This window comes from Streptomyces sp. NPDC102441, assembly GCF_044765585.1.
Lineage (GTDB): Bacteria > Actinomycetota > Actinomycetes > Streptomycetales > Streptomycetaceae > Streptomyces.
On sequence record NZ_JBIWKH010000013.1, the window covers coordinates 48008 to 66668 of the forward strand.

Annotated in this window: 17 protein-coding genes and 1 pseudogene; 6 read left to right on the forward strand and 12 right to left on the reverse strand. The window is 69.7% G+C overall.

What is annotated here, in order from left to right; genetic code table 11:
* Positions 1-50: 50 nt before the first annotated feature.
* Positions 51-521 (reverse strand): HIT family protein, encoded by a 471-nt coding sequence (locus ACIREO_RS26820; protein ID WP_404114640.1) that lies wholly within the window; start codon positions 519-521, stop codon positions 51-53.
* 404 nt (positions 522-925) lie between these two features.
* Here ACIREO_RS26820 and ACIREO_RS26825 point away from each other — a divergent pair, with 404 nt between their 5' ends.
* The gene (locus ACIREO_RS26825) at positions 926-1105 is read left to right on the forward strand and encodes a helix-turn-helix domain-containing protein (protein WP_404114642.1); all 180 of its coding nucleotides are present in this window, start codon (positions 926-928) and stop codon (positions 1103-1105) included.
* A 156-nt stretch (positions 1106-1261) separates the two neighbouring features.
* The gene (locus ACIREO_RS26830) at positions 1262-1765 is read left to right on the forward strand and encodes an ATP-binding protein (RefSeq protein WP_404114643.1); all 504 of its coding nucleotides are present in this window, start codon (positions 1262-1264) and stop codon (positions 1763-1765) included.
* Positions 1766-1871: 106 nt separating this feature from the next.
* Here the strand turns inward: ACIREO_RS26830 and ACIREO_RS26835 are convergent, their stop codons facing one another.
* Positions 1872-2432, reverse strand: coding sequence for a transglycosylase SLT domain-containing protein (locus ACIREO_RS26835; RefSeq protein ID WP_404115080.1), 561 nt, complete (start codon positions 2430-2432; stop codon positions 1872-1874).
* A gap of 446 nt (positions 2433-2878) precedes the next feature.
* On the opposite strand from ACIREO_RS26835, the pseudogene ACIREO_RS26840 reads away from it, so the two are divergent.
* Both ACIREO_RS26840 and ACIREO_RS26845 read left to right on the forward strand, forming a co-directional pair.
* A pseudogene (locus ACIREO_RS26840) lies at positions 2879-3346 on the forward strand (trimeric intracellular cation channel family protein); the annotation flags it as partial.
* A gap of 258 nt (positions 3347-3604) precedes the next feature.
* Complete coding sequence (locus tag ACIREO_RS26845; RefSeq protein ID WP_404115082.1) at positions 3605-4873, forward strand: M20 family metallopeptidase; 1269 nt, start codon at positions 3605-3607, stop codon at positions 4871-4873.
* Positions 4874-5022: 149 nt separating this feature from the next.
* Here ACIREO_RS26845 and ACIREO_RS26850 read toward each other — a convergent pair whose 3' ends face one another.
* From ACIREO_RS26850 to ACIREO_RS26885, 8 genes are all read right to left on the reverse strand, one after another.
* Entirely contained in the window at positions 5023-6834 is a 1812-nt protein-coding gene (locus ACIREO_RS26850) for a glycoside hydrolase family 2 protein (protein WP_404114645.1), read from the reverse strand.
* A 45-nt stretch (positions 6835-6879) separates the two neighbouring features.
* The gene (locus ACIREO_RS26855) at positions 6880-7497 is read right to left on the reverse strand and encodes a hypothetical protein (protein WP_404114647.1); all 618 of its coding nucleotides are present in this window, start codon (positions 7495-7497) and stop codon (positions 6880-6882) included.
* A 5-nt stretch (positions 7498-7502) separates the two neighbouring features.
* Complete coding sequence (locus ACIREO_RS26860; RefSeq protein WP_404114649.1) at positions 7503-8339, reverse strand: carbohydrate ABC transporter permease; 837 nt, start codon at positions 8337-8339, stop codon at positions 7503-7505.
* Positions 8336-9304: a carbohydrate ABC transporter permease gene (locus tag ACIREO_RS26865; RefSeq protein WP_404114651.1), complete on the reverse strand. Its 969-nt coding sequence runs from the start codon at positions 9302-9304 to the stop codon at positions 8336-8338. Before ACIREO_RS26865 ends, ACIREO_RS26860 begins: the two co-directional genes overlap by 4 nt.
* On the reverse strand, positions 9301-10638 hold the full coding sequence (locus ACIREO_RS26870) for an ABC transporter substrate-binding protein (protein WP_404114653.1): 1338 nt from the start codon (positions 10636-10638) through the stop codon (positions 9301-9303). The genes ACIREO_RS26865 and ACIREO_RS26870 overlap by 4 nt, the downstream gene beginning before the upstream one ends.
* A 73-nt stretch (positions 10639-10711) precedes the next feature.
* Positions 10712-11440: a cupin domain-containing protein gene (locus tag ACIREO_RS26875; RefSeq protein ID WP_404114655.1), complete on the reverse strand. Its 729-nt coding sequence runs from the start codon at positions 11438-11440 to the stop codon at positions 10712-10714.
* Positions 11434-12357, reverse strand: coding sequence for a PmoA family protein (locus tag ACIREO_RS26880; RefSeq protein WP_404114657.1), 924 nt, complete (start codon positions 12355-12357; stop codon positions 11434-11436). Before ACIREO_RS26880 ends, ACIREO_RS26875 begins: the two co-directional genes overlap by 7 nt.
* A complete protein-coding gene (locus ACIREO_RS26885) occupies positions 12354-13502 on the reverse strand; it encodes a Gfo/Idh/MocA family protein (RefSeq protein WP_404114659.1) in 1149 nt (382 codons plus the stop codon). Before ACIREO_RS26885 ends, ACIREO_RS26880 begins: the two co-directional genes overlap by 4 nt.
* Positions 13503-13796: 294 nt before the next feature.
* On the opposite strand from ACIREO_RS26885, the gene ACIREO_RS26890 reads away from it, so the two are divergent.
* The gene (locus ACIREO_RS26890; RefSeq protein ID WP_404114661.1) at positions 13797-14840 is read left to right on the forward strand and encodes a LacI family DNA-binding transcriptional regulator; all 1044 of its coding nucleotides are present in this window, start codon (positions 13797-13799) and stop codon (positions 14838-14840) included.
* A gap of 174 nt (positions 14841-15014) precedes the next feature.
* Here ACIREO_RS26890 and ACIREO_RS26895 read toward each other — a convergent pair whose 3' ends face one another.
* Positions 15015-15308 carry a hypothetical protein gene (locus ACIREO_RS26895; protein WP_404114662.1) on the reverse strand — a complete coding sequence of 98 codons (294 nt, stop codon included), beginning with the start codon at positions 15306-15308 and terminating at the stop codon, positions 15015-15017.
* A gap of 277 nt (positions 15309-15585) precedes the next feature.
* Here ACIREO_RS26895 and ACIREO_RS26900 point away from each other — a divergent pair, with 277 nt between their 5' ends.
* Positions 15586-15948, forward strand: coding sequence for a hypothetical protein (locus ACIREO_RS26900; RefSeq protein WP_404114664.1), 363 nt, complete (start codon positions 15586-15588; stop codon positions 15946-15948).
* Positions 15949-16216: 268 nt separating this feature from the next.
* Here the strand turns inward: ACIREO_RS26900 and ACIREO_RS26905 are convergent, their stop codons facing one another.
* A complete protein-coding gene (locus ACIREO_RS26905) occupies positions 16217-18352 on the reverse strand; it encodes a pentapeptide repeat-containing protein (protein ID WP_404114666.1) in 2136 nt (711 codons plus the stop codon).
* Between the last annotated feature and the right edge of the window lie 309 nt (positions 18353-18661).

Sequence of the window (18661 nt, forward strand, 5' to 3'; positions counted from 1 at the left end):
GCAACGCTAGTGCAGTGCCGCAAGGGCCCACAAGCACATACGGATCCGCCTCAGCGCGGGGCCGGCAGGCTCTCCCGCAGCCGGGCCCGGAGGGAGCGGGCGATGTGGTCGGCCTGCTCGTCCGTCACCCGATCCGGTTCCGGGGCGCCGAGCAACCCGAAGATGCCCGGCCCTCGTTGCCCGGGAGGCAGATCCACCATGCGCGGCACGATGTGGAAGTGCGCGTGGGCGAAGCCTTCGGCCTCGGCGAACTGGACGACGTAGGTCTTCGCGCAGCCGGTCACGCTCCGCAGAGCCCTGGAGAGCCTGACCTGCCATGTGCCCAGGGCCGCGGCCTCGGCGTCGCTGAGGTCGTGGACGGCCGTGACATGGCGCCGAGGCAGCAGCACCAGCCAGCCGGGCACCGCGGTGTCGAAGGCATGGGCCACCCGCCAGTACTGGTCGGACGCGACGCACTCGCGTGGTGGGAGTTCGGCGAACTGTGCTTCTTTGCCACAGACATAGCACTCGGGAGTCGTCATGCCGGGATCGTAGAACCACCGTGCCGCTGACAGCTCCCGGCGAGAGCTGTCAGCGGCACGGCCGGGGCCTCCCGGACGTCAGAGCCAGGTCATGACGTGCTTGATCCGGGTGTAGTCCTCGAAGCGGGGGCGCGGAGACCTGGCCGAGCTGCTGCAGGAGATTCTCGATCCGGAGGCGGCACGGCGCCGGCTCGCCCGGCATGCGACCGGGGGTGACGCGGTGCTGCTCGTGGTCCGCCGCACCACGGACGAGGCCCTGCTGCACTCCTTGGAGGATCACCCCGCCTGCTGCTCACCTGGGGCGAGGACCGCTATGTCCTGGGAGCGCCGGACCTGGCGGGGGCCATCGGTGAGCTGCCGGACGTGGCAGCCGGGATGAGCCGCCCGTCTCCGCCCGCACCTGGATGGAGGGCGACCGCCGCACGGAGACGGCCGCGGCGGCGCTCCTCATCCACCCGAACACCCTCGCCTGCCGGCTGCGCCGCTTCGGCGCCCTCTCGCATCGTGACCTGACCCCGAAGGGCGCCCTGGCCGAGGTCCGGCTGGCGATCCAGGCGGCCGGCGCGCTGGGCCTCACCGACTGACACCGGGCCGCCCGCCGGCGCTCGGAAGCGGTATTCCGAGCGGGATGCGTGTAGCGGGCCTGTTTTTCGTGTCCTCTCCGAGTCTGAAATGTGTACCGCCGGGTAGGCGGGCGGTGTACGAGCCGCGTGGTGCGGCCGACCGACGGGGGAAGCGAAATGGGACGGCTGGAGACGAGGTGCGGGTCCGGGCAGGAAGGGCCGGAGCCGGGCGTCGTGGCGGCTGGTGCCGCGTACGACATGGACTCGGGAAAGATTTGCCGTGCCCGGGGCTTCGTCCGGGACTTTCTGTCCGACGCGCGGTGCCGGCGAGGTGTGGACGTCCCCGAGGGGGCACTGGAGATAGCGCAGCTGGTCGTGAGCGAGCTGGCGACGAACGTCTGCAAGTACGCGCCCGGTCCGTGCCTGCTGGATCTCGAAGTGGACGGCAGCACGCTGGGCATCACGATGTGGGACTCGGGTTCCGTGCTCCCCAGCGCCCACCAGGGCGACCCGGCACGTGCCGGGCATCACGGCCTGGAGATCGTTCTCGCGGTCTGCACGAGCTTCGAGGTGCGCCGCGAGCCTTTGGGCAAGAGGGTGCACGTGCAGATCTCGCTGTGCGACGGGCTGTTCGATGGCCCGGTCAGACCGACCGCCCTGACCGGACCATCGACCGGCTGACGCGGCTGATCTTCGTGCCTCTCCTACGGAGCGCCGCTCACGGCCCAGGACACATGGCACGGCCGCAACCCACGTGGGTTGCGGCCGTGCCATGTGTCACCGGTGCTCAGTAGGCGGAGTCGACGTTGTCGATCGAGCCGTACTTGTCGGCCGCGTAGTTGGCCGCCGCGGTGATGTTGGCAACGGGATCGGTCAGGTCACTCGGGGTGCCCGAGACGTGGTAGGCGTCGAAGGTCGGCTGGATGACCTGCAGCAGCCCCTTGGAAGGCGTGCCGTTCTGCGCGTTGACGTCCCAGTCGTTGGATGCTTCGGGGTCACCGCCGGACTCACGCATGATGTTGCTGTGCAGGCCTTCGTAGCTGCCCGGGATCCCCTCGTCCTCCATGATCTTGAGGGACTCGCGGATCCAGTCGTTCAGGTTGTCCTTCTCGGCAGCCGCCTTGCCGGCCTTCTCGCTGATCGCGTCCGCCTGTGCGGCGACTCCGGCCGCGGAGACCCCGGCCGACGTGGCCACACCGTGTGAGGCGGGCTCGGAAGCGTGGGCGGGGGACGGGGCGAGGGTCAGAGCCGCTGCTGCGGCTCCGGTTGCACACAGCGCGGAAACCGAGAACCTGCGGATCCGGGCGGTACGGGCGGCGGGGGCCAGGGACTGAACGGACGTACGGATAAAACACTCTCCTTGCGCTGCTGTCAGGGACGTCACGGGGCCGGCGCCAACAGGGCGGAAGCACGCGGCTCGTCCGTTCGTACGGAACGTGCCGCGCTCGACCGGTCCTGAGCGTCAGCTCCCCGGGACTCGAACCATGGTTAGCGGCACGCCAGGACAGCGGCAACGACCTGCACTACTAAGCCCCTACGTAGACCGGGGCCGGGGGTGCGTCCGCTCGAACACCGCGACCTGGGAACCGGCTCCTACTACCGCGTCTCGTATGTGATCCGGGACCTATGGGCCGACTCACAGACCGGCTCGCGACGGCCAGGCATTCGGGCGATGTCGTCCCCGGATCCACGGGGGTGCGGATTTTCGGGGAAGGGCTCGTGTACGGCCCCTTCCCCGCGGCGCGCGCCGCGCGCCGGAGGCCACCGGCCGCTCGCAGGGATGGGAACGACGACATGGGCCACTGGCTGTCACCGGACCAGATCGACACGGTGACCCGCTGGCTGGATCTGGCCGGTGTCTTCATCTGCGCCCTGCTCGGCGGTGTCGTCGCGAGGCACGAAGGGCTCGACCTCTTCGGATACCTGGTCGTGGGCACCGTGTCCGGGCTGGGTGGCGGACTGATCCGCGACACGCTGCTCCAGCACGGCACCCCCGTGGCGCTCACCGACGCCGCCTACCTGCCCACCGCGTTCGCGGGCGCTCTCCTCGCCTTCGTCCTCTCCTTGGACCAGGACCAGTGGGCCAGGGCTTTCACCGCCCTGGACGCCGCTGTCATCGGCTTCTGGTCCGTGGCCGGTGCGCAGAAGACACTCGCCGCCGGACTCGGCTGGCTGCCCGCCGTCCTTCTCGGCACCATCACGGCGGTCGGCGGCGGCGCGGTGCGTGACCTGCTGCTGCGGCGGGTACCGGAGGTCTTCGGAGGCAACGGCCTGTACGCCACGGTGGCCGTCGCGGTCGCCGGGGTCTACGTGCTCTGCGCGGACCTGAACCGGCCCACCCTCGGCATCGTCTGCGGTGTACTCCTGGCCCTTGCCTTCAGACTGCTCGCCCACCGGCGCGGCTGGTACCTGCCGGTAGGGCTCTCGCTGGAACCACGTACCGCCTTGAACGCGGTGCGCGACAGAACCCCATGGGGAACGGCTACCGGCCATCGACGTCCACGAGGAAGGAACAATCCCATGTCAGCGCCGCTCGACCACGTCCTGGCCGGCCTCCCCGGCATCCGCCAGGCCGCCGAGGACTTCTACAAGGACCTGCACGCCCACCCCGAACTCGGCAACGACGAGCACCGCACCGCCTCGCGTGCGGCGGAACTCCTGCGGGGCTGGGGCTACGAGGTCACGGAGAACATCGGCACCACGGGCGTCGTCGGGGTCCTGGCCAACGGCGACGGCCCGGTGGTACTGCTGCGCGCGGACATGGACGCCCTGCCGGTCCGCGAGACAACCGGGCTGCCGTACGCGTCGACCGTCACCGTGACCGGGGACGACGAGCAGGAGCACCCGGTCATGCACGCCTGCGGCCACGACGTGCACGTCACCTGCCTGCTCGGCTTCGCACAGCTCATGGCCTCGGGCAGGGACGCCTGGCAGGGCACCGTCATCGCGCTCTTCCAGCCCTCGGAGGAGAACGGCGACGGTGCGGACGCCATGGTGGACGACGGTCTGGCCGATCGTGTTCCCAGGCCGGACGTCGCTCTCGCGCAGCACGTCCTCCCCTACCCGGCCGGATACGTCGGAGTGCGGCGGGGATCTTTCCTGTCGGCTGCGGACAGTCTGCGCATCACCCTGTACGGGCGCGGGGCGCACGGCTCCATGCCACAGGCCGCCGTGGACCCTGTCGTCATGGCTGCGATGTGCGTGGTGCGCCTGCAGACCATCGTCTCGCGCGAACTGGCCGCGACCACGCCCGCCGTGGTCACCGTCGGCAGCATCAAGGCGGGTGCGAGCCCCAACGTCATCCCGGACACCGCCGTCATCGAGCTCAACCTCCGCACCTACGACGACGCCACCCGCCAGCAGGTCCTCGACGCGGTCCGGCGCTGCGTCAACGCCGAGGCGGCCGCGTCGAACGCACCCAAGGATCCCCTCATCGAGCGGCTCAACGCGTTCCCCCCGACCGTCAACGACGCCGACGTCGCCGACCGCCTCGACCGCGCCTTCCGCACGCACTTCGGCGACGACGCCCACACCATCGACCTCCAGACGGCCAGCGAGGACTTCAGCCGCATCCCCGAGACGCTGGGCGCGCCCTTCGCCTACTGGGGCATCGGGGGCATCGATCCCGGCACCTACCGGGCGGCCGACGAGCGAGGCACCGTCGCGCAGGACATCCCGGTCAACCACTCCCCCGCGTTCGCTCCTGTCATCCAGCCCACCCTGGACACCGGGATCACCGCGCTCACCGTCGCCGCTCTCGCTTGGCTCGGCACGGATGCGGCCGGATGATGACGGGGCCCGCGCGATTACGGAGACAGCTCCCTGAGCTTTCTCCCGTCACTCGGCACCGCCTCCATCACACGGACCGGCAGCAGTTCGCTCGCCTTCACCGACACCGCCGTCGGCCTGTGCCCGTTCCACGACGCCCACGGGCACAACTACACCGTCTGCTGGGACGCCGAGGGCAGTTGACGCAGGATCGACCGGAGGTCGGAGAGCGGGATCTTCGGCTTCCGGTCGGCCGTGAGAAGACCGTTGGTCTCCTGTTCGGTGTCGGTGAGCTGGGTGTAGCAGAAGCCGGCGAGTCCCGAGTCGACGGCTGCGCCGACGAGGGCGGTGAGCCGGTCGGCGAGCTCCTGCGGCGTGGTGAGGGTGTCGTATCCGAACGACTCGGTGCCGGCCGGTGCGAGGGTGGCGCCACCGAACTCGCTGAGGACGACGGGCTGTCCCTGGTGCTGGACCCCCGGGAGGGTGAGCCGCCTGGCGCCCGGCCACAGGTCGACGACGCGGCCGCTGCGGAGCGAGGAGTGGCCGTAGCGGTGGCGGAGTACGTCCGCGCGCTGGGTGTAGTCGTGGACGCCCCAGATGTCGCTGGTCGAGACCTCCCAGCCGTCGTTGGAGACGGTGGGGCGCGAGGGGTCGAGGGTCTTGGTGAGGTGGTAGAGGGTGTCGATGAAGTGACGTTGCGCTGGGACGAGCGCGGGGTTGGGGACGGACCAGGACTCGTTGACGGGCACCCAGGCCACGATCGAGGGGTGGCTGAGGTCTCGGGTGACGGCTTCCGTCCATTCGCTGATCTTGCGGTGGACGGTCCGGGTGCTGAAGGCGAAGGCGGAGGGCATCTCCTCCCAGAGCATCAGGCCGATCCGGTCCGCCCAGTAGAGAAAGCGGGGGTCCTCGATCTTCTGGTGGACGCGCAGTCCGTCGAGACCCATCTCCTTGGCGAGTTCGGCGTCGCGGCGCAGCCCGTCGGCAGGCGCCGAAAGGTGTGTGTCGGGCCAGTAGCCCTGCTGGAGTGCCAGGCGCAGGAAGTACGGCTTGTGATTGAGGAGGAAGACTCCGTCGCTCCAGCCGATGTCGCGCAGGCCGAGGTAGGACGTGATGTGGTCGACGGTGGCATCGCCCGCCGGGTCGCCGATGGTGACCGTGGCGTCCACGAGGTGCGGGTGCTCGGGGCTCCAGAGCAGGTCATCGAGGTCCTGGGCGTTGCGCAGCGCGGGGACGGCGATGTCGAAGTCGGTCTCCTGGCCGTCCGCCAGGGTGCGTTGCTCGGCGAGTACCCGGTCGCCCTGGGTGAGGCGGACCGTCACGTACAGGGGCTGCCGCGGCCACCGGCTGAGGTGGAGTTGGCAGCGTACGCGGGCGTGGGCGACGTCGGGCGTCCAGTGCAGGAGAGTCACGTGCTGGTCCGGGACCTCCTCCAGCCACACCGGCTGCCAGATCCCTGACGTGCGGTGGTACCAGATGACGTGAGGGTCCGGGCGCCAGTCCTGCTTGCCGCGCGGCTGGGCCGCGTCGGCCGGCTGGTCCTCGGCCCTGACCACGAGGACCTGTTCCCCGTCGTGGTCGACGACGTCGGTGAGATCGCAGGTGAAGCCCGTGTGCCCGCCTTCGTGACGGCCCACCAGGTGGCCGTTCACCCAGACTTCGGCACGGTGGTCCACCGCTCCGAAGTGCAGAAGCAGACGGCGGCCCGGGTCCGGCACGGTCACCTCGATGGTGCGCCGGTACCAGAGCACGGGGTGGAAGCCGGTGTCCCCTATGCCCGAGGCCTTGCTCTCGGGCGGGTACGGCACGGTGATGGTTCCCGTGAAGGGGGTGGACACGTCCGGGGCCATCCAGCGTTCGGACCGGCCGCGGTCCGCGTCGTCGTAGGCGAATTCCCACGTGCCGCTCAGATCGCGCCAGTTCGGGTCGCGGATGAGCTGCGGCCTCGGGTGGCCCGCGGCGTCCAGGTGGGTGTGGGGCATGCGAGAACTCCGGTGGTGTCGGGGACGTGCGCGGGGGAAGGCGGTTCAGCCTTCGTGCGGAGCGGCGGTGGTGGAGCGGACGTCCACCACGGTGGCGGCGAACGCCAGCGGTCCGGGCAGCAGCGGGATCAGCAGGGGCATCGACCACGTGATGAGCACGGCGAGCACCACGGCGGCGGCCAGCAGGAGGGCCCCGCCGGGGTCGGCGGCCGAGCGGAGGAGCCCCTCGCGTACGGACAGCCGGTGCGGGGCCTGGAGCGCGGTGGCGCGCAGCCCCACGACCGTGGCCGCGAGGGCGAGCAGGGCCAGGGCGGGTGCCATGACGGCCGCACCGGGCAGCTCGCTGCGGACCAGAGCGGAGTCGACCAGCAGCACCACGACGAGGACCGGCACCAGCAGTCCGGCCGCCAGTGCGCGGAGGGTCAGGTGCGCCCGCAGCCGGTGGGCATACGCGCCGACGCCGACCGGCAGGCCGTCGTGCGCGGTCCGGTGGAGGCTCCCGGACGCCGCGGCGAACGCGGCCGGAGCCGTGACGACCGGCAGGCAGGCGACGCTGGTGAGCAGGCCGACGAGCAGCATGTCGGCGAAGAGGCTGAAGCCGGATCCGAAGACCTCGCCGGGCTCCCGGCGGTCGCGGCGCGGCACCGTGGGTGCGTGGGACATGGTGGTCAGCCCTTCAGCCCGGAGGTGGCCATGCCCTGCACCAGGTAGCGCTGGAACACGAAGAAGAACAGCACGATCGGGAGTACGGAGATCACCGACATGGCGAACATGGGCCCGTAGGCGGAGGTGCTGGACTGGTCGACGAAGCTGCGCAGGGCCAGGGTGATGGTGAACTTCTCCGGCGCGAACAGATAGATCATCTGTGTGAAGAAGTCGTTCCACGTCCAGATGAACGTGAAGATGGCCGTGGTGATCAGCGCGGGCCGGCTCAGCGGCAGAGTGATCGACCAGTACGTACGGAAGGGGCCGCACCCGTCTATGCGGGCGGACTCCTCCAGTTCGCGGGGAAGCCCGCGCATGAACTGCACGATGAGGAAGACGAAGAACGCGTCGGTCGCCAGGAACTTGGGCAGGATCAGCGGCCAGTAGCTGTCCACCAGACCGAGCTGGTTGAAGACGATGTACTGCGGGATCAGCACGACGTGGTGCGGCAGCATCAGCGTCGCCACCATGAAGGCGAACATTCCCTTGCGCATACGGAAGCGCATCCGGGCGAAGGCGTAGGCGGCCAGTGAGCACGACAGGACGTTGCCGAGGACGGCGCCTCCCGAGATCACCAGGGTGTTGCTGAGCAGCCTGCTGACGGAGACACCGGACACACCTTCGAGGGCGGTCGTGTAGTTCGACCACTCCAGGTGGCTCGGCCACAGGTCGAGGCTGGTCACCACCTCGTCGGCCGGCTTGAGTGACGTGGCGAGCAGCCAGGCCAGCGGGTACAGCAGGACGAGAAGACTCACGGCCGCGGCCGTCTGCGGCAGCCACCGCTTCGTGGCGATGTTCATCGGCTCTCCTCGTCCGCGTAGAAGACCCAGGACCGGGAGGTCCGGAAAAGGATCAGAGTGACCAGGCCGATCGCGATGAGCAGCATCCAGGCCATGGCCGACGCGTAGCCCATGTGGGAGGCGGTGAAGCCGCGCTCGTAGAGGTACAGCGTGTAGAACATGGTGGAGTCGGCGGGGCCGCCGTCGCCGCCGCTGATGGCGAAGGCCGGGGTGAAGACCTGGAAGGACTGGATGGTCTCGAGCACCAGGTTGAAGAAGACGACCGGGGACAGCATCGGCACGGTGATGGAGACGAACTGCCGCCGGCGGCCGGCGCCGTCGAGGGCCGCCGCCTCGTAGAGGTCCGGCGAGATCTGCTGCAGACCGGCCAGGAAGATCACCATGGGTGCGCCGAACTGCCACACCGTCAGCAGGACGATGGCGAAGACCGCCAGGTCGGGGTTGCCGACCCAGCCGCCGGCGTCGATGCCGATCGAGCTCAGGACTCCGTCGACCGAGCCGCCGTCGTTGAACAGGGCCTTCCACACCAGCGCGATGGACATGCTCGCCCCGAGCAGGGAGGGCGCGTAGAACGCGGAGCGGTAGAAGGCACGGCCCCGGCCGAGGTTCTTCAGCAGCATCGCCACGGCGAGTGCGAAGGCCAGCTTCAGCGGGACGGCCACCACGACGTACAGCAGGGTGGTTCCCACCGAACGCCAGTACCGCGGGTCCTCGGTGAGCATCTCGGTGTAGTTGCGCAGGCCGACCCATTTCGGCGGGTCGAAGAGGTTGTAGTCGGTGAACGACAGGTAGAGGGACACGACCATCGGCACCAGGGTCAGTACCCCCGCGCCGATCATCCACGGTGAGAGGAACACATAGGCGGGCCACTGCTTCTCGCGCACCCGGCGGCGCTTCCCCGCTGGCGGCTCCGGGGCCGTCGTCCGGTCGGCGGAGGCGGGCTCCCTGGTGGACACGGTGCTCATGACCTCAGCTCCCGGTTCGCCTCGTCGATGAGTTCACGCGCGGACTCCCGGGGGGTCGCGAGGTCGTACGCCACGCGCTGGTACTGGTGCTTGAAGGCGGTCTGGATCGCGACGTCACCCCGTGGCGGTGCGGGCGGCGGGGCATCCAGGCCGTACTTCTCCATCTCCTGCGAGTACCGGTAGATCTCCAGCTCCGAGCCCTTCAGGGTCTTGGCGACACGGCTCGCGACCACACGGTTGGGCGGAGTGGACCGGGTGAAGCCGAGGATGTCCCCGGCCCGCTGGTCGTTGAGCAGAAAGTCGACCAACTGTGCCGCCTCCTTGGGGTGTTCGGTGCCGGATCCGACGCCGAAGAGCATGGAGGGCTTGAAGTACGAGCCCTGCCGGCCGTCGGTCGAGGGGGTCGGCCCGAAGCGGATGTCCTCGCCGAGGAGGTCCGTGTACCCGGGGAACGGTGCGTCCCAGGTGTAGTCGGATGTCGCGAGACCACGGCCGATGGGGCTGGTCTCGGTGGTGGTGGCCTGCACCGTGTCCTTGGCCGCGGCGGCGGCGCCCTCCCTGCGCAGTCCGTCGCAGAGCTCCCAGAACTCGGTGAGGTCGTCCTCCGTGAACCCGAGCTCGGTCTGGCTCGCGTACAGCTTCCCGCCCCGGCTGCGCAGCCAGGTCTCGAAGACGTCCTCGTTGACCCCGCCGTCATTGGTGCCCGCGACAGGGCGCCCGTCGGGCGACTTCATGCCCAGGGCGGCGATCCGCCTGTTCGCCTCCGCCCATTCCTCCCAGGTCCGGTCCGGCCGGGGGGTGGCGATGCCGGCCTTCCGGTAGACCGCGGAGTCGTAGGCGTATCCGGTGATGCCGCGGCCCGCGGGCAGGGCGTACTGCTTGCCTTCGTACGTGCCCGTGGCCACGAACTCCGCGTCCATCCGGGAGGTACGGATCGTCCTGTCCCGGATGGCTTCGCCCAGCGGCAGGAGCGCGCCGCCGCCCGCGTACTGGGAGATCTGACGGTAGTCGAGCTGGGCCACGTCGGGGATGCCGCCGCCGGCTGCCTGGGTGGCGAGTTTCTGCATGTACGAGCCGAAGTCCCCGTTGGAGGTCCGGACGGTGACGCCGGGATGTTCCTTCTCGAAGAGCCGCACGGCCTTCACGGTGCGTGAGGCCCGGTCGTCGTTGCCCCACCAGGAGAACGTGAGGGTGATTCCTTCGGAGTCGCCGCCGCTCTCCGCGGAACACGCGGTGAGCGAGGCCGTCAGTGCGGTACCGAGACCGACGCCGGCCGCGGCCAGGACGGCCCGGCGGCTCGGGTGTCGGCGCCGGCCGGTCAGGGGCTCGGGCATGGGGGCCTTCCAGGAATGGGCTTGGATGGAGGAGGGGCTCGGGTATGTGCGGCTGCCGGGCGCCGGGGATCCGTCAGATGCCCGGGTAGACGTCCAGCCGGCCGCACATGCCGAAGCGTCCGCGCGCGGTGGGACCGGTCGAGGTGACCCGGGCGTCGGCCAGATGCCGTCCGTCCCCACCGCGCAGGGCGCCGAACTGTGCCTCGGTCGCCGACGAGGCAGCGTGCGCACCGTCCCGCCAGCGCTGTTCCCAGCCGTCGAGGCGGGGCCGCACCAGCTCGGCGGCAGCCCGCTGGAAGGCCGCGAGCGGCTCAGGGTCGCCTCCCTCGGTGGCCTCGCGCAGCTCCAGGAAGCGGCGGGTCGCCAGATCGCGGCGGGCCCGGGCGACGCCGGCCTGCTCGGCCTCGGGGACGTCGGCGGGGATACGGACCGCGTCGGCGTACGTGCCCGGGTCGGTGAGACGGTCCTGCGGCAGTGTGAGGACCGCGTCCCCCGCCTCCGGCAGTCCGCTGTTCTGCATCACGACGACGATCTCCAGACCGCCCTCGTTGACCAGGCGGTGGATCGTGCCGGGGGTGAACCAGGCCACGGAGCCGGCCTCCAGGGGTGTCTCCTGGAATCCGGATGTGGTGAGGGTCTGCACGGCGCCCCGGCCGGCGGTGACCACGTAGCCCTCGCTGCACGTGAGGTGCAGATGCGGGGTGCCGCCGCCGGGAAGGCCCTCGACGGTGGGCCAGTCGTAGACGCTCAGCCGTGACACCCCGACCGCTGCCGGGAACCCGTCGTACGTCACGCTCACCATGCCTGTGCCTCCAGGTGTGCGGCGACCTGCTCGCGGTCCCAGGCGCCGTCGGCCACGAGCACGCGGTAGCTCCGGTCGAGCGTGTCGCCGGGAGCGAGGACCAGCTCCTCGTGGAACGCCCAGGACGGCGCGACCGCGGCGAAGGGGTCGCTGCGCACGAACCAGTGGGCCGGGTGGGCCCCCTTGTCGCCCGTGTGGTCGTTGCCCGGCGCGTGCTCGAAGACGACGGTGGCGTGACCGTCCCGGCCGTCGTGCTCGCCGACGTACGCCAGCCAGGGTGCCTGGCTGCCCATCAGGTCCTCGCCGTCCGAGTCGGCGGTGAAGACCTTGCCGTCGCGGAAGGCGCGGGGGCCGCGCCAGAAGAGGCCGGTGTATCCGGCGGCAGGGCGGCCATGGGTGGTGGGGCTGCCGAAACGCAGCGGTTCGGCACGCCGGTTGGTCACCGACGAGGTCCAGCTGAGCGTCCAGCTGCCTGCCTCCGGGTCGACGTCGCACACCTCGATGCGGCGCTCCTCCTCGGCCCACAGCTCGCCGTCGTGCGGGTGCCAGGTCAGCCGCTCGGCGATGACGGCCCGGTCACCGGCGGCGGAGACCTCCCCGAAGGCCACATGGGCCATCGAGCCGATCCTCTCCGGCAGTGCGAGGTACCCCTCACCGTGCACGTAGGTGTTGCCGCCCCACAGGTTCTGGCCCGACAGGTGGGAGGCCGTCAGCTGCAGCCCCTTGTGCCACCGGTGGTCGTTGGGGCGGTAGTCCGTGACCAGTCCGCCCGAGAGGGTCCTGACCGGGTGCAGGTAGGGCTTGGGCGCTTCCCAGGGAGCCTCGGGACGGTACACGTAGGCGAACAGCTCCGTTCCGGTCGCCTCGTGCGCCACGGTGATCCGGTCACCGTGGGCGTGGGTCAGCGAGAGCGTCATACCTGGTCCTCTTCCTTACGGGTGGTGGCCGGCGCCCAGCCGGGGGCGCCGCCGTGCAGCTCGGTGTAATAGGGGTCGCCGGGGCCGATGTCGCCCGCGCGCACAGGAGTGTCGGTGAACGCGGACTTGTACAGGGCGGTGATGAACTCGAGCGTCTGCCTGCCGCCGGCGCCGCTGGTGGGGTGGCGCCGTCCGCCCCTGATGTCGGCGACCAGGGCACGCAGCTGCGCCATGTGCGAGCTGGGTTCGTCGGCACCGAACTCCTGCCAGGCCGCCGCGGTCTCCTCCGGAACTCCGGGCGCCGGGGTGATACGCCAGTCGGCGTTGCGGTAGCCGTACAGGTGGGTGAGCTCGATCGTGGCCCTCTCGCAGTCGATGCGGATCCGGCTGACCTCGTCGGGGCTGAGCACGCTGTTGACGACGGTCGCCACGGCTCCGCCCTCGAAGCGGATCTGCGCGGTGGACACGTCCTCGGTCTCCACGTCGTGCACGAGCCGGGCCGCCATGCCGCGCACCTCGGCCCACGGTCCCATCAGATCGAGCAGCAGGTCGGTCTGGTGGATACCGTGCCCCATGGCGGGGCCGCCCCCCTCGGTCGCCCAACGGCCGCGCCACGGAACCGCGTAGTACTCCGTGTCCCGGTACCAGGTGGTCTGGCAATGCGCCACGAGCGGCCGGCCGAACGCACCGTCACGCAGCAGCCGGCGGACATGGCGCGCGCCGGAGCCGAAGCGGTGCTGGAAGACGATGGAGGCGTACGGGTCGGCGTCGCCGCCCTTCTCCGCCGCCTCGATCGCGTCGAAGTCGGCGAGGGACGGGCAAGGCGGCTTCTCGCACCACACCCAGGCGCCCGCCTCGAGTGCGGCCACGGACTGCTCCCGGTGCACCGCGGGCGGCGTGCACAGCACCACGAGATCGGGGCGGACCTCGGCGAGCATGGCGCCGAGGTCCGTGCCGGCGTACGGGATGCCGAATTCGTCGGCGAACGACCGGACGGCGTCCACGACCACGTCGACCGCGGCCACGACATCCACCTCGCCCTCTGCGGCCAGGGCCTGAAGTGCGGGCAGGTGACTGCCGCGCGCGATCCCTCCCGTGCCGACCACGGCTGTGCGCAGCGGGGCGCTCGAACGGTGCGGAGACATGCAGACCCTCTCGTGAAGCGGGTGGGTGGAGCACCACGGGCCTCGGCCCGTGACGGCGAGCCGGCCCGGACGTCGGCCCTGGTGAGGACGTCCGACCGCGCACCGCAACCGTGCGGCGACTCGATAGAAAGCGTTTGCCGCGATGGCCGTCGTCGACGTGTTCCAACGTTGTAACCGGCGTAAGTCTCCGAGGTCAACCCATCGGACACAACGAGCTCGAGATCCACCCCGGACGCTGACACTCCGCGACAGGCCATGCATAATCCGGTGAGTGATGACTAGGGAGGCCGGTCCGTGGCAGCGGTGACACTCAAGGACGTGGCGGATCGCGCAGCGGTGTCGATCAAGACCGTTTCCAACGTTGTACGTGGGGCTCCACGGGTATCCGAAGCAACCCGGGAGAGGGTGATGCGCGCCGTGGCCGAACTCGGCTACCGCCCGAACCCGACGGCGCGTCGCCTCCGTACGGGACGCAGCGGCCTGATCGGGCTCGCCGTCCCGGACCTGGCGACGCCCTACTTCGCGGAGCTCGCCCACCACGTCAGGGCGGAGGCCGCGGCGCTGGACCTCACGGTCCTGATCGAGGAGACACTGGGGGACGCGACGGAGGAGCTGCGCCTGGCGACCGGCGTCGGGGCCTCGCTCCTCGACGGGATGATCCTCTCGCCGCTGCATGTGTCGCTCGGCGAACTGGCCCCTGTCGCCAGCGAATTCCCCCTGGTACTCCTGGGCGAACGGAGCTACGAGGACGACCGGATCGTGGCGGACCACGTGCTGATCGACAACGTCGCGGCGGCACGTGAGGCGACCGCGCATCTGGCCGGTCTGGGACGGACACGGATCGCTGCCGTGGGCGTGGACCCCCAGGCGTCCGCGACCAGTCGGCAGCGGCTCGAGGGCTTCCAGCAGGCCCTGCACGACGCCGGGTTGACGTTCGACCCTCGACTGGCGCCCCCCGTGAGGGAGTTCGACCGGCGCAACGGCCTGCTGGCCACGCGTGCGCTGGTCTCCCTGCCGCCCGGCGTGCGGCCCGACGCCGTGTTCTGCTTCAGCGACCCGCTGGCGGTAGGGGCGCAGAGGGCCCTGTACGAAGTGGGTATGAGCGTCCCCGGGGATGTGGCGGTGGCGAGCATCGACGGCTCGGACGAGGCGCTCTACAGCACGCCGTCCCTGACCTCCGTCGTGCCCGACAAGGCTGCGATCGCGGCCTTGGCCGTGAAGTGCCTTGCGACACGCATCCGTTCGGACGTGCCGCTGCCGTTCGAAGTGCACACCGCCCCGCACTGGCTGGAGGCGCGGGAGTCCACGGACGGGGTGCGGCGGCAGCTGGCCCCGTGAGCGGAGCAGGCTCCCCGGGTGCCCGGGGAGCCGGTGGACGACCCGGGCGTACGGATCGAGGTGGTCGGACCGGAACGGGCAGGCCCGGGCCGCTCGAACCGATGGGCGTGCACCACCCGCCGTCATACGGTGGGCCGTAGGCACCACGAGACCGGCGGGTGGTCTGGCCGGACGTCAGAGGATGAAGACGCTCCCCGCGGTTTCGGAGTGGTACGTCTCGCCCGGGTAGACGAGCGCCTCCACCTGCCCCGTGCAGTTGGGACCGGAGTGCACCTCAGCGATGGCGTCGGTGTTGTTGGCCACCGACGACGGATACCACTTGATCGAGTAGCAGCCGGACGGGTCCTTGTGCTCACCACCATTGATGACCAGCACACCTTCGGCCGCGTATGCGGAACCCGGGACCGTGAGGGCCAGCGCTGCGGCGGCCGCGAACACTCCCAGGCTTGTCGCCATACGTCTCTTCATGCGCGTCGTTCCTTCCGATGCCGCGAGCCGTATCTGCGACGACTCGCTGTCATCACGCAACGTATCGGCGAACGAACAAATAGTGAATGATCCGGGCGGCGCTCCCGGACGATGGCTGCTCGCGAGCGCCACCCGGATCACGGTCGCGGTGCCCGGACCGCCTCCCTGCCCCATGGCACAGACCAGTTCTGATCGAACCCCGTTGCCCGATGGCACACTTGGTGTGCGCGTGATATTTACGACGCCGACCGCATCAGCTCAGGGAAGGTGGCTTCACATGATCGCCATTCGTCGTGCGCTCGCCCTTCTCCGTAAGGTCTTCACCGCCCATCCGCCCGTCCCCGTCCCCCCACGGGACCCGACCCGGCCACGGCACAACGTCTTCGAAGCCGCCGCGACGTACGTGACCGCAAGCGCCGAGGACGACACGGACCGCCTCGACGACGCGGCGGGCTGGGTCGCACCCGACGCCTTGGCCTTCGGGATCAACGAGCTCGCCTGCCGAGCCGTGATCGCTCTGGCCAGGGAGCGCGACGAGCCCGTGGAGACCGTGGCACGCGGTCTGCTCGGCTTGCCGGGAGCGCAACCGGCGCGGCCCGTAGGCCCGAGTGCGGATCCCGGGGTGAATCGCCCTTCGTGACGGACCGCCCACCGGCGGAATCTCGGCAGGCACAATGCGATGGTGGCCACGATCCTGCGCGATCCCATGGAGATGGTGTCCAAGAGGGCGGTGGTCACACGGAACGAGTGATCGACCGGGTCGTGGCGCCGATGATGCACCGCATTCTCTTCCGGCCTGGTCGACCGGACGCCACGTATGCGTGCGAACTCGTGACGAACGCTCTCGGCCGGCGCCGACGACGCGTGCTGTCGACTGTGGTTGGCGCCCCAGGTAGGCGGCCGACCGGTCAGCGTTTGACGCGGTTGCGCACGGCGAGAACCGCCAGGCCCAGAAGGATGGGCTCAGCGACGCGGGACATCATCTCGATGTACTTACCGGCAGTGGTCAGGTTCTGGCCGGAGGAACGGAAGACCACCGAGTTCAGCGTGCCGTTCAGCGCCTTCTCGAAGCGCTCGCCGGTGAACCTGTCCCCCGTGGGATTCCGAGGGGCAGCCATGTCGATCTCGAAGGTGACCTTGCCTCCCCTGGGTGGCACCGTGCCGGTGGCCTCTTGTTTCACGCCACCCTGAGGAAGCCCGAAGCCCATCATCAGCACGATCGTGACGAGCATCGAGGCAGCGAGCCAGGCCAGGGCGCGAGAGGCGCGCAGGCCGTAACCGGAGAGCGCCCAGTACGAGGTGAGCAGAAACCGTTCGCTTTGAGGTATGTCGTGCGCGTGGCGGCGCATCTCCATCTCGCCGTAGTAGAAGTCGGCGGCACCGGGCTCGTGCTTACCGTCCTCGAATGCTTTGCGCAGCGCCCGGTACACCGGCGCGAGTTGCAAGGGCCCGACTCGGCCGGACCCGAGCACGGCCGTATTCCAGCCTGGGGCCGCTCCTGGCTGGTGCGCACGCCAGTGGTGCTCTTCGGCGAGCGTGCGGCGCCGGGTGAACCGGACTGGACGCCAGCGCTGCCGGTGCGTGCCGGCCGGAACGCTGTCGAAGGAACAGGCGCCTTCCAGCCGCAACTGATCCAGGTGAACGGTGCCCGTGAAGAGACACTCTGAGAGGTCGATATCGGCGAGGACCAGGTGAGCGGCGTCCACGCCTCGAATGGAAGCGACCCTCACCGACGCATCGGGCGTGCCGGCCAGTGCCGGCTCGGCCATCGGCTGGCCGGCGTGGAGCACGAAGGGGTCGGCCTCCGCGGACATCGTCAGCGGATGCTCCAGGACAGCGTGGGAGAAGTCCACCTGGGCGTAGCGCAACCGCAACTCGGCCATGGAAGACCAGCGGGTCCGCCGGCACTCGAGACGGCGCACAGCGAACAAGAGTGTCGCTGGGCCGCAGAAAACCGCCCCGGACAGACGTATTCGCCCGGCGCACACCAACGGTCCCATGCTGACCGGACGTTCGAATACGGTCCCCTCGAACAGGGCGTCGCTCTCGAAGATCACCGAATCAAACCGGACGATGTCCTGGAAATTAACTGAATCGAATAGGGCGAAGCCCTGAAAAGCCGTCGACCCAAACCCGGCGCGGCCCTGAAAGGTCGCCGAGCTGAACTGGGCAGGGCCCTGGAAGATCGCCTCGAACCAGGCAACACCCTGGAAGATCGCCGCATCGAACGTGGCATTGGCCTGGAAGATGGTCGCGTCGAACCAGACGTCGCCCTGGAAGATCGCTGACTGGAACCAGGCCCTGTCCTGAAACATCGCTGACCCGAACTGCGCGTGCCCCTTGAAGGTCGCCGACCCGAACTGGGCGCCTAGTTCGAACAGTGCCAACCTGAATCGGGCAGATCGTTCGAAAGTTGCCGACGTGAAGATTGCGTTGTATTGGAATATGGCCGATCCGAACGCGCCGTCCGAGGTGAAGGTCGCCGACTCGAAATGGGCGTCGCGCGTGAACGTCGCCGACATGAAGCGGGCGTCACGCTTGAAGGTCGCCGACTCGAAGTCGGCGTCTCTCCGGAAGGTCACCGACTCGAACCGGGCGATGCCGTGAACGGTCGCGGACCCGAATCGGGCGACATGCTCGAAGGTCGCTGACTGGAACCGAGCGTCATCCTGGAAGGTCGCTGACTCGAATCCGGCCGGGCCCTCGAAAGTCGACAACCAGAACCCGGCCATCCCTTCGAACACTGCTGAATCAAATCGGACGTGGCCGAAGCGGGGGCCTCCGGTGGCGGGGTCATGGAGAGCGTTGAGGAGAACGCGAAGAAGCGGTTCGGTGAAGGTGGTGCCGCGGTGGTCCAGGTCGGCCCCAGGGGCCAGGCCGGCCAGGTAGGCCGCACGGTCGGTGTCGTCTACATGCGCGAGGCACTCGGTGCGACCGGGGACGTGGGCGCCCGAGCAGCCGACCGTGTCCTCAAGGGTGGCGCCGTGGCCGCAGTGCGGCCACGTGTGCGAAGTTGGGGGCGAGGCTGGTCCGGGATGCGTCATACCCGAAGGACGATCAAGCGGGGCACACGGTTGCCGAACGTTGCCTCCGAGCCGGCCGCCGCCCTGTCTGGCAAGGGATCATCCCGCGAGAGCGGAAAGCATGGGTAGAACGGCGGCCGATTCTTGGGCACGGGTAGGATCCGGCGGTCCTCCTTACCGGTACGGATGGCGATTCACTTCTTCTGGACCGGCGGGCACGTCCCCGTCTCCTCGCCGACGGAGTTGATCTCGGCGTTGGAGCGCGAGTCACCCGCATAGTTGATCTGGTCCGTGCACTTCATGTCGGACGGCGACTTCTGGACCGGCGGG

What these genes read in the sequence shown, in the direction of transcription:
- ACIREO_RS26850 (WP_404114645.1), bottom strand. Translation starts at nt 6,834, where the DNA reads ATGCCCCACACCCACCTGGACGCCGCGGGCCACCCGAGGCCGCAGCTC.
- ACIREO_RS26825 (WP_404114642.1), top strand. Translation starts at nt 926, where the DNA reads ATGGAGGGCGACCGCCGCACGGAGACGGCCGCGGCGGCGCTCCTCATC.
- ACIREO_RS26870 (WP_404114653.1), bottom strand. Translation starts at nt 10,638, where the DNA reads ATGCCCGAGCCCCTGACCGGCCGGCGCCGACACCCGAGCCGCCGGGCC.
- ACIREO_RS26820 (WP_404114640.1), bottom strand. Translation starts at nt 521, where the DNA reads ATGACGACTCCCGAGTGCTATGTCTGTGGCAAAGAAGCACAGTTCGCC.
- ACIREO_RS26875 (WP_404114655.1), bottom strand. Translation starts at nt 11,440, where the DNA reads ATGGTGAGCGTGACGTACGACGGGTTCCCGGCAGCGGTCGGGGTGTCA.
- ACIREO_RS26880 (WP_404114657.1), bottom strand. Translation starts at nt 12,357, where the DNA reads ATGACGCTCTCGCTGACCCACGCCCACGGTGACCGGATCACCGTGGCG.
- ACIREO_RS26855 (WP_404114647.1), bottom strand. Translation starts at nt 7,497, where the DNA reads ATGTCCCACGCACCCACGGTGCCGCGCCGCGACCGCCGGGAGCCCGGC.
- ACIREO_RS26905 (WP_404114666.1), bottom strand. Translation starts at nt 18,352, where the DNA reads ATGACGCATCCCGGACCAGCCTCGCCCCCAACTTCGCACACGTGGCCG.
- ACIREO_RS26860 (WP_404114649.1), bottom strand. Translation starts at nt 8,339, where the DNA reads ATGAACATCGCCACGAAGCGGTGGCTGCCGCAGACGGCCGCGGCCGTG.
- ACIREO_RS26895 (WP_404114662.1), bottom strand. Translation starts at nt 15,308, where the DNA reads ATGAAGAGACGTATGGCGACAAGCCTGGGAGTGTTCGCGGCCGCCGCA.
- ACIREO_RS26900 (WP_404114664.1), top strand. Translation starts at nt 15,586, where the DNA reads ATGATCGCCATTCGTCGTGCGCTCGCCCTTCTCCGTAAGGTCTTCACC.
- ACIREO_RS26885 (WP_404114659.1), bottom strand. Translation starts at nt 13,502, where the DNA reads ATGTCTCCGCACCGTTCGAGCGCCCCGCTGCGCACAGCCGTGGTCGGC.
- ACIREO_RS26865 (WP_404114651.1), bottom strand. Translation starts at nt 9,304, where the DNA reads ATGAGCACCGTGTCCACCAGGGAGCCCGCCTCCGCCGACCGGACGACG.
- ACIREO_RS26830 (WP_404114643.1), top strand. Translation starts at nt 1,262, where the DNA reads ATGGGACGGCTGGAGACGAGGTGCGGGTCCGGGCAGGAAGGGCCGGAG.
- ACIREO_RS26845 (WP_404115082.1), top strand. Translation starts at nt 3,605, where the DNA reads ATGTCAGCGCCGCTCGACCACGTCCTGGCCGGCCTCCCCGGCATCCGC.